This is a genomic window from Streptomyces sp. LUP30, from assembly GCF_001746365.1.
Classification (GTDB): Bacteria; Actinomycetota; Actinomycetes; order Streptomycetales; family Streptomycetaceae; genus Streptomyces.
The window spans coordinates 121,133-130,561 of record NZ_MJAJ01000010.1; the positions used below are offsets into that span (position 1 = coordinate 121,133).

The following is a 9,429-nucleotide window of genomic DNA, read 5'->3' on the forward strand; positions in this document are numbered from 1 at the left end:
TCGCGCACCGTGTGAGCGTGAGGAACGGGCAGAGCACCCGGGCCGTGCAGACACCGCGGCCCAGGTGTGCGCCGCCCCCTGCATGCTGATCATGTGGGTGGCGCGGCCCGTGACAGCCCTCCCGTGCGGGACGGCCGTGTCGCTATCGCGCCGCCGTCTCGTCGTCGATGTCACGGACCAGCTGGATGGCCCGGCCCAGCGTGGTGACCCGGTCATCGAGGGTCTCTCCGGCGGGATAGAAGCGGACGGTGTCGACGCCGGCATCGCGCCACACGCGCAACCGCTCGCGCACCATGTCCTCGGTTCCGATGAGTGTGGTCGCCAGCACCATCTCGTCGGTGACCAGACCGGCCGCGCCGTCCCGGTCCCCGGCCTGCCAGCGGGTCCGAATCCCGGCCGCAACGTCGGCCCAACCCTGGCGGCTGTAGGCGCTGTTGTAGTAGTTCGTGGTCGCGGAGCCCATGCCGCCCAGGCTGAAGGCCAGCTCCTTCTTGCGTCCGGCCACCATCGCACGCAGCTCGTCCTCGTCATCGACGAAGGCGACCTCGGCGCCCTGGCAGATGTCGAGGTCGGCACGCTTGCGACCGGCCGCGGCAAGCCCCGCGTCCAGGTGATCGAAGTACGCCTCCTTGGCGCCCTCGGGCACGAAACTGGTGCCCAGCCAGCCGTCGGCGATCTCCCCGGTCAACTGGAGCATCTTCGGCGAGAGGGTCGCCAGGTAGACGGGGATGTCGTGCTCGGCACGCATCGACAGGCGCATCGGCTTCGCCTCGCCGGGCAGCGGGATCTGGAACTCCCGGCCCAGGTGGGAGACCTTCTCCCCCGAGGCGGCCTGTCGCACGATCTCGACGGTCTCGCGCATGCGGGACAGCGGACGGGCGAACGGCACGCCGTGCAGTCCTTCGATCACCTGCGGCCCGGAGGGGCCGAGCCCGAGGAGAAAACGCCCCTGGGAGATCTGCGACAGCGTGATCGCCGCACGGGCGATGGCCATGGGCGTGCGGGTGCCCAGCTGGATGATTCCTGAGCCGAGCAGCATGCGCTCGGTCGTCGCAGCGAGGTAGCCCAGCGGTGACGGCGCCTCGGAGCCCCAGGCCTCCGCGACCCAGCAGATGTCCAGACCGACCTTCTCCGCCTCCTTGACGTAGTCGACGATCTCCCGCCAGTCGCCCCCGGAAGCCTCGATCGTGGTGGACGTACGCATCAGAGGCTCGCCTTTCCCGACGTCGGAGCACTCTCGGCCAGCTTCTTGATCGATCCGAGAGTGGCGGCCATGCCGGCCTCGAACTCCCGCATCCGTACGAAGACGATCTTCTGTTCCTTCTCCGGCATGCGATCAATGGCGAAGGAGAGGCCGGAACGGGCCGGCCCCATCTGCATCCATTCACCCAGCGACGTGCCGCCGTCCTTCGGCTCCAGGGTGAACCGCCAGATCGCGGTGGGATGTTGAGGATCCTCGACCGCCCAGGTCAGCACCCTCGGCGGGTCGTACTCGACGATGTGGGAGGTGGTCTCCCACTCCCCCAACGCGTCGTGCTTGCTGCGGCCGACGAACCGGGCGCCGAGAGCAGGGCCGCTCCGGCCGTCCAGCCATTCCACCGACTGCAGCTCGGCGCTCAACCGCGGCATCAGTTCGATGTCGGCCACCAGCGTCCACACCCGGGCCGGCGGAGCGGCAATCCAGGTGCTGACCTCGACCGTCGGCTTGTCCGCGTAGCGCGCACCCGTCCACTCCATACCCAGACGCCTCCCGTACACAGCGAGTCCCCTTCAGCATGAGGGGCCTGACCAGTAAAGTTGCGTAGATAGACTCACTTGTCAAGGACAGGCGGGGCCACCACGACCGTTGGGTCAGCCGGCGAACCGTTCTTGTACGTCCGGCCGTTCGGCCAGATGCGGCGGATAGCCCGGCCCCATCCGGGAACTGGTGTTGTCCGCGGTCATCGGCTCTCCGCAGGCCGCGCACACCACCTCGGCATGACTCTCCTGCCCGCACACGTCGTGGTGCACGACCACCGGCGGTCCCGCCTCACCGGCCAGCCAGCGGTCCCCCCACCGGTTCATCACCAGCAGAACGCCGTAGAAGTCGCGCCCCTTCTCGGTGAGCACGTAGTCGTGACGAACCGGCTCCGTCTGGTAGAGCCGCTTCTCCAGCAGCCCCTCGTCCACCAGCCGCCGCAACCGGTCCGTCAGGGTGTTTCGGGCGATCCCGAGCGACTGCTGGAACGCGTCGAAGCGCCGGATTCCGTAGAACGCCTCACGCAGCACCAACGGCGTCCACCAGTCCCCGAGCAGGTCCATGGTCCGCGCGATCGAACAGGGCCACTGCGCAAAGGATGTCCGCCTCATGACTGCCAGCATACGTTCGTCCGGTCGTGAGACCCAGCAGGTGAGACACCGGGCGAACGCCCTGCCGGGTTCCCCGAACCCATGGTCGGCAACGACGCCCGGCAGCCTGCCGAGCGCCGGCAAGCAGGGAAGTGCCGCACAGAGGCGCTCGGTCAGCGCATGCCTGCCGCGTCGAGCAGGGTGGTCACCATGGGCGTGATGAGTCCCGTCAGTCTGTCGACTCCGATTCCCGCGCGGGCGCTGGCCCCGTCGAACACCAGACTGAGCTGACGGGCCAGCAGATCGGGATCGCCCGCACCGCCCTGCTCGGCCTCGGAGCGGAAGAAGGCGGTCAGGTTCGCCTTGACCTGCCGGGCCACCCGGCTCGCGGGATGGCTCTGCTCCTTGAGTTCGATCTGCACGGCCAGATAGCGGCAGCCCCGGAACTCGGCCGCGCCCGCCTGTGATTCCATCTGCTCGAAGACGTGCAGGATCCGCTCGCGGGGCGAACGGACATCGTCCGCCGCGGGAAGAAGCGTCGCCACGTAGGCGGAGGCGCGCTCCCTCAGGCTTGCCGCCAACAGTTCGTCCTTGCTCTCGAACAGCTGGTACATGGAGCGCTTAGACACCCCCGCCGCCTTGCACAGCGCGTCGACGCCGATGCCGACACCGTCTCGGTAAGTGAGCGCGGCCGCCGCCTCCAGCAGCCGCTCTCGAGGACTTGGCTTCGCGTCGGTGGTCATATGGCGAGATTAACTCGAATCCACCCCATTGAAAACCGATCGGTTTACAACGCTTGCCGAGGGTGTTCCCACCCGCCGCCCCACCCACCGTGGATCCAGGTTCAGTGGGCGATCACGGGCTCGCCCTCCGACGACGCAAGAGGCGCATTCGGTATCAGGAGCGCGGAGAGGACGGCGCCGACCACGAAGAACCCGGCGCCCCAGTGATGGATGCCCGCGGTCGCGCCCTGGAACGCGGTGGCCATCACTCCGCCGAGGCCGAGACCCAGCAGGATCAGACCGGGCATGATGTCGGCGACGTAGGCGCTGTCGAGCTCGAGCCGGGTCAGCAGGGCCATGCCGGATCCGGCGACCAGGAACCCGGCGCTGATCACGATCTTCGGGCCGACCCTGGGCAGCAGCAGCGAAGGCGCCGTGGTCGACGCGGCGACGATGCCCGCGACCATCGGCAGGAACGCCAGACCGGTCCTGATCGGCGAGTAGCCGATGCTCGCCTCCAGGTAATAGGTCAGGAACAGGAAGATCGAGAACATCCCCATGCCGATGACGAACACCGCCAGGAACGAACCACCGCGGGTCCGGTCCTGCACGAGTCGCGGCGGCAGCAGCGGATGCGCGACCCTGGACTCCAGCCGGACGAACACCGCCAGGAGCACCGCACCCACGGTCATCGAGCCGAGACTGACCGGGTCGGTCCAACTGGTGGATTCGACGTGCGCGAAGCCGTAGACGACGGCGAACAGTGCGGCGCTCACCACGAGGGCGCCGGGGATGTCGAGCTCGGGCCGCTCGGTGACCGCGGGCTTGGCCAGCAGCAGCACCGCGCCGGTCAGCGCTACGGCCGCGAAGACGACGTTCACGTACATCACCCAGCGCCACGACGCCCATTCGGTGAGCATGCCGCCGAGCAGCAGCCCGATCGCTCCGCCCGCGCCGGCCAGCGCGCTGAAGACGCCGAACGCCTTCGGCCTCTCGGCCGGGTCGGTGAAGGTCACGCTGAGCAGCGAGAGGGCCGCGGGGGCGAGCAGCGCGGCGAAGAGGCCCTGGGCCACACGTGCCGTGACGAGGATGTCGAAGCTGGTGGCCGCGCCGCCGAGGACGGACGCGCCCGCGAAACCGATCAGGCCGGTCACGAAGGTGGTACGTCGGCCGAACAGGTCGCCGAGCCGTCCGCCGAGCAGCAGCAGGCTGCCGAACGCCAGGGCGTACCCCGTGATGACCCACTGCCGGCTGCCGTCGCTGAAACCGAGGTCGTGCTGCGCCGCGGGCAGCGCGATGTTCACCACGGTCGCATCGAGCGTGACCATGAGCTGCGCCGTGCCCAGTACGACCAGCACCCACCAGCGCACGGCATGTGAGCCACGGCGGCCCGGATCTGATGTCCCGGAGGCGGGCGCCCCGCGATCGAAGGTGGTACTCACTTCTCCCCTTAGCCGCCGGCCATGGACCGGCCATAGGAAACCGATCTGTTTCACCTTAGGGAAACAGATCGGTTTCCGCGGCGCAAGCGAGCGGGCCGCTTCCGGCCCAGGGGTGACGGGACAAGCCGGGGCCCGCACAGGACGACTCCCCGGCCGGCGCGTCGACGCCGAGACCGGCCTGCGGCCACGAGAGGGGGCGGACCCGGCACTCCGACCCACCTGGCCGACGCGACCGATTCCGCGTTGGCGCTTGCGCTGGGAAACCGATCGGTTTACTTTGGTTGAAACCGATCGGTTTTTCATTCTGTGGAGGCAGTCATGACCGCTCTGAAGGGCGCGAACATCTTCGTCACCGGCGGCAGCCGGGGCATCGGCAAGGCACTGGTGGAGGAGCTCTACGCACGCGGCGCCGGCAAGGTGTACGCCACGGCCCGCGACCCGCGCAGCGTGACGCACCCGGACGCGGTTCCGGTGGCACTGGAGGTCACCGACCCCACCTCCGTGGCGGCGGCCGCCGCACAGGCGGGGGACGTCACCGTACTGATCAACAACGCAGGCGCCTCGGTCGGTGCGTCCTTCCTCGATTCCCCCGTCGACGACGTACGCCGGGAGTTCGAGACCAACTTCTACGGCCCGCTGCTGCTGGCGCGTGCCTTCGTGCCGGTCATCGAGGGCAACGGCGGAGGCCACCTCCTCAACGTGCACTCCGTGCTCTCCTGGATCGCGCTCGGCGGCTCCTACAGCGCCTCCAAGGCCGCGCTGTGGTCACAGACCAACTCCCTGCGCCTGGAACTGCAGCCGCGCGGCATCGCCGTCACCGGACTGCACGTCGGCTACGTGGACACCGACCTGGCGTCCGGCGTCGACGCCCCCAAGTCCGACCCCCGCGAGGTCGCCGCGCTCGCCCTCGACGGCATCGAGACCGGCGCCCACGAGGTGCTCGCCGACGACATCTCCCGGCAGGTCAAGTCGGGCCTGGCCGGGGACCTCACCGCCCTGTATCCCCAGCTCGCCAAGTAGCAGGCAGGACAAGGAACCGACGAGATGCCCATCCACGAGTCACGTCCCACGATCCACGTCCCCGGGACCACCACCCACACCGTGGCACCGCGCCCCGGCCGCCGCGGGCACGAGGGAACGCTGCGCTACCTCAAGGCGGGTACCGGCGCTCCCCTGGTCCTGCTGCACACCGTGCGCACGCAGGCCGAGCACTTCCGTCTCCTCGTCCCGCTGGTCGCGGAGCACTACACCGTGTACGCCCTCGACCTGCCGGGGATGGGGTACTCCGAGATCGTGCCCGGCGCCTCGTACGACGAACCGGCCATGCGCGCGGGCGTCGAACGGCTCCTCACCGAACTCGACCTCCACGACGTCACGTTGGTCGGCGAGTCCATGGGCGCGGTGCTCGCGCTGACCACCGCGGCCGATCTGCCGGAACGGGTCCGACGCGTCGTAGCGGTCAACACCTACGACTTCCCGGGCGGGATCGCCCGTTCCAGCCTCCTCGCCCGTGCGGTGGTCAGCGGTGTCCTGGCCCCCGGAGTGGGGCCGGTGATCGCCGCGGTGGAGCCCAAGCCCGTCCTCCGCGCGATCCTGCAGGGCGGTCTCGGCGACAGGAGCGCACTGCGGGAGGACTACGTGGACGAGCTCCTCCAGGTGGGCAGCCGCCCCGGATACCCGGCCGTCGCACGAGCCGTGTACCAGGCCCTGCCCAGCCTCATCGCGGCCCGCTCCCGCTACTCCGAGGTCAGGGCCCCCGTCCACCTCGTCTACGGCGAGAAGGACTGGTCCCGACCCTCCGACCGGGAAGCCGACAGGAAGCTGCTGCCCTCCGCCGACTTCACGCAGATCCCGAAGGCCGGCCACTTCATCGCCCTGGAACGGCCCGACGCACTGGCCGACCTGCTGACCCCTCCGGCGTGACCGCCCCGGGAGTGCCGTGTACGCACCGAGCATGAGGCCGCCGGGACCAGACCGGTCCCGAGCCGGTCGGCCCCCTCACGCGGACCCGGACCTCGGTCGTCGTCCAGCCGCGGAATCGCGAAGGGAAATGCCTCTACCGCGACGAGTCGAGGCTCCGGGCCGGCTCCCTGCCGACCTCCCGCACCAGGTGCTCAGGCGCGTACAGGCGAACCTGCTCACTCGTGGGACCGGGACGACGACTCTGCGGCCGTGGCGGCGTCCGCAGGTGTCCATGACTCGTCGGCGGTCTGCACCTGGAGCGTGCGAGCGTAGGCTCTCAGGAATGCGGATCGGCGAGCTGTCCACGCGCACGGGCGTGAGCCCGCGCTCCTTGCGGTACTACGAAGAGCAGGGCCTGCTGACCAGCTCACGTTCCGGCACCGGGCAGCGTCACTATTCCGCTGCGGCGGTCCAGCGCGTGTCGCTCATCCGGCAGTTGCTCGACGCGGGTATGTCCAGCCGGGTCATCGCGACTGTGCTGCCGTGTGTGGACGTCCCGGGTGACCTGGGCGTCGCCGAGGAGACGTTCACGACGATGATGCGCGAACGCGACCGGATCGACGCCGACATCGCGCACCTGGTCGAGACCCGGGATGCGCTCGACGTGCTGATCAGGGCCAACAGCCGGCACCGGGCGGAGCTGTCCACGTCGCCGGAGCCGGCGGCACGGTCGGCCTGATGCTGTGACCTGCATCTCAGTCGGTTGCCCCTGACATCGATGTGAGAGGTGAGGATCTCTGCAGAGCCCGGAATCACCGGGTCGCTCACACGGGAGGCGGCAGAAGATGGGGCAGGCGTGGGGTTTCGGCGGGTATGGCGGGCCCGAGGTGCAGGAGTTCTTCGATCGTCCCGATCCCGTCCCCGGTCGCGGCGAGGTGCTGATCCGGGTCGACGTGGCCGGCGTGAATCCCCTCGACCACATGGTGCGTTCGGGTCTGGTCCCCGGGCTCGACGGCGGGCGTCCGTTTCCCCGCGTGCTGGGCATGGAGGCAGCGGGAACCGTTCTCGCCCGGGGCGAGGACGTCGACGGGCTCGAGGTGGGTGACGCGGTCTTCGGCTTCGCTCTCACCGGTGGCGGCACCTACGCCGAGACGACGGTGCTGTCCGCGCCGAACACCGCGCGTATCCCTGCGGGCCTGTCCGCGACCGTGGCGGCGACACTGCCCGTGACCGGGACGACCGCGGTGGACGTGCTCGACCAGCTCGGCCTCCCAGCCGGTGCCACGGTCCTGGTCAACGGGGTCGGGGGCGGGGTCGGCCTCGCCGTCGCCCGGCTGGCCGCCGGGCGCGGGCTGCAGGTGATCGGCACCGGGAGTACCGCCAAGCGCGAGCAGGCCGAGGCCGTCGGGGTGCGGTTCGTCGACTACACCGCCGGGGACGTCGTCGCCGCGGGACGCGAGCTGGTTCCGGACGGCTTCGACGGGATCGTCGACCTGGTCGGAGGCGCCTCGCTGCGGACGGTCGCTCCGCTGGCCCGGGATCCTCGCAACGTCATCGCCGTGGGCGACATGTCCGTGCCCGATCTCGGTGGGCGTTTCGTCGAGCGTCGCCTCGACCGGGAGAGCCTGGAGCGGTCCGCCCGGCTGGCCCTCGACGGAATTCTCGCACCCGTGATCACAGCGGTCCATCCGCTCTCCGACGCCCCGGCCGCCCTCGCCACCGTCGAGGACGGTCACGCTGCGGGAAAGGTTGTCATCGCGGTGGCATGAGAGGTGCCCGGCCGCCCGGCGCCGTCGACCGTCTTCAGCCGACACTCGCTGCCGATGCCGACGGCGAGGTTCCGGCAGGAAGCCGGAGAACGTCCGCGTGGCGGGGCTGGTGTCGAGGACGCGTGGCCGCTCTCGGCCGTCCAGGGAAGGGGTGGGCGAGGAGGCGCCGATCGGGGGGGTCGGCCTTGGCGGCCGGGGAGCATGGCCGCCAGGGCCTGGGAGCGCTGTGCGACCGGGTCGTCGTAGGTGCCGTCGCGCTCGGCCCAGCGGTGCACGAAGACGCCTTCACGAGGATTGCGTGGGGGGGTGGGGTCGTGCGAGAGCAGGTGCACGACCCCGGTGGCGAAGTCATCGAGGAGCAGCGCGTGCGGGTGCACCCTTTACGTTCCTCTCCGCCGTCCGCGGTCGCGGCGTCGCGCCGTGTGGGGGGAGCCGGCACGCGTACTCATCCCGAGCTGAGTACGTTCCCTCATGCCGGGCGGACCTTCGCGGCGCGAGTATCGGTGCAGCGGCGCAGACCACCCGCGCCGGCCGGATCCAGTTGAGACAGTTGCGGAGAATCTCATGTCCCGACGTATGGCTCTTTCTGTCGCTGCCGGCGCCGTCGTCCTCGTGGGCGCCGGTGCGTACGCTCTCGCCTACGCCGGCGAGCAGCCTCCGGCGCTGACGCACAGCGCCGCCCGCTACACCGCCCCCGAGGGCGGCCGCGACGGCTCGCTCACCTTCACCACCTCCGTCACGGCGTCCTCCGGCGTGAAGAACGTGAAAGTGCTGGCATGGCCGCAGAACTCGTCCTTCGCCAAGAACAAGCTGACCGCCAAGGACATGGCCGCCGTGGAGTCGGCCGTCTGCAAGCCCTTCAAGAAGCACACCTCGAACTGCACCTACACCATCAAGACCAGCGCTTCCGACGCCGCGTCGTCCCCGCGGGGCGTCTGGCACATCGCCGTTCTCGCCACCGCGCGGAACGGCACCACCACCCTGAACGCCAAGGCGGCCGACTTCATCGTCAGGTGACCCGAACACGCGCACCTCGGCATCGGTAGCGATCGCAACATCGCACCGGCTCACCACCGCTCCACCGTCTCAGCGGCAGACGTGGCGCGGGCCCGGGCTCGTGCTCACTCGATGTGGCCGGTGTCGGGGTGCACCTGCGACAGGAAGTCCCGGACGGCTTCCTCGAGATGAGCCCTGTCGACCTGGGTCGGAGGATGGGCGCGCAACCCGAACCCATACCCAGGCTGACCTCGAACTCCTCCCCGTCGA

Annotated in this window: 10 protein-coding genes and 1 pseudogene; 5 read left to right on the top strand and 6 right to left on the bottom strand. The window is 69.8% G+C overall.

Annotated features, from left to right (window positions below; translation table 11 throughout):
- Window positions 1-142: 142 nt before the first annotated feature.
- From BG482_RS11760 to BG482_RS11780, 5 genes are all read right to left on the bottom strand, one after another.
- Window positions 143-1,204 carry an LLM class flavin-dependent oxidoreductase gene (locus BG482_RS11760; protein ID WP_069768911.1) on the bottom strand — a complete coding sequence of 354 codons (1,062 nt, stop codon included), beginning with the start codon at window positions 1,202-1,204 and terminating at the stop codon, window positions 143-145.
- On the bottom strand, window positions 1,204-1,737 hold the full coding sequence (locus BG482_RS11765) for an SRPBCC family protein (protein WP_069768912.1): 534 nt from the start codon (window positions 1,735-1,737) through the stop codon (window positions 1,204-1,206). The genes BG482_RS11760 and BG482_RS11765 overlap by 1 nt, the downstream gene beginning before the upstream one ends.
- 114 nt (window positions 1,738-1,851) lie before the next feature.
- Window positions 1,852-2,349 carry a helix-turn-helix domain-containing protein gene (locus tag BG482_RS11770; protein WP_069768944.1) on the bottom strand — a complete coding sequence of 166 codons (498 nt, stop codon included), beginning with the start codon at window positions 2,347-2,349 and terminating at the stop codon, window positions 1,852-1,854.
- A gap of 152 nt (window positions 2,350-2,501) precedes the next feature.
- Entirely contained in the window at window positions 2,502-3,071 is a 570-nt protein-coding gene (locus tag BG482_RS11775) for a TetR/AcrR family transcriptional regulator (protein WP_069768913.1), read from the bottom strand.
- Between the two features lie 101 nt (window positions 3,072-3,172).
- Complete coding sequence (locus BG482_RS11780; RefSeq protein ID WP_069768914.1) at window positions 3,173-4,492, bottom strand: MFS transporter; 1,320 nt, start codon at window positions 4,490-4,492, stop codon at window positions 3,173-3,175.
- A gap of 318 nt (window positions 4,493-4,810) precedes the next feature.
- Between BG482_RS11780 and BG482_RS11785 the strand changes: the two genes are divergently transcribed.
- The 4 genes from BG482_RS11785 to BG482_RS11800 all read left to right on the top strand — a co-directional run bounded on the left by BG482_RS11785 (window position 4,811) and on the right by BG482_RS11800 (window position 8,163).
- Window positions 4,811-5,512: an SDR family oxidoreductase gene (locus tag BG482_RS11785; RefSeq protein WP_069768915.1), complete on the top strand. Its 702-nt coding sequence runs from the start codon at window positions 4,811-4,813 to the stop codon at window positions 5,510-5,512.
- A 24-nt stretch (window positions 5,513-5,536) separates the two neighbouring features.
- The gene (locus BG482_RS11790) at window positions 5,537-6,415 is read left to right on the top strand and encodes an alpha/beta fold hydrolase (RefSeq protein WP_069768916.1); all 879 of its coding nucleotides are present in this window, start codon (window positions 5,537-5,539) and stop codon (window positions 6,413-6,415) included.
- A 322-nt stretch (window positions 6,416-6,737) separates the two neighbouring features.
- The gene (locus BG482_RS11795; protein ID WP_069768917.1) at window positions 6,738-7,133 is read left to right on the top strand and encodes a MerR family transcriptional regulator; all 396 of its coding nucleotides are present in this window, start codon (window positions 6,738-6,740) and stop codon (window positions 7,131-7,133) included.
- Between the two features lie 106 nt (window positions 7,134-7,239).
- Entirely contained in the window at window positions 7,240-8,163 is a 924-nt protein-coding gene (locus tag BG482_RS11800) for an NADP-dependent oxidoreductase (protein ID WP_107450493.1), read from the top strand.
- Window positions 8,164-8,345: 182 nt separating this feature from the next.
- Here BG482_RS11800 and BG482_RS45115 read toward each other — a convergent pair.
- Window positions 8,346-8,543, bottom strand: a pseudogene (locus BG482_RS45115) (oxidoreductase); the annotation flags it as partial.
- Between the two features lie 196 nt (window positions 8,544-8,739).
- Between BG482_RS45115 and BG482_RS11805 the strand changes: the two are divergent.
- A complete protein-coding gene (locus BG482_RS11805; protein ID WP_256096331.1) occupies window positions 8,740-9,180 on the top strand; it encodes a DUF5707 domain-containing protein in 441 nt (146 codons plus the stop codon).
- Window positions 9,181-9,429 lie beyond the last annotated feature (249 nt).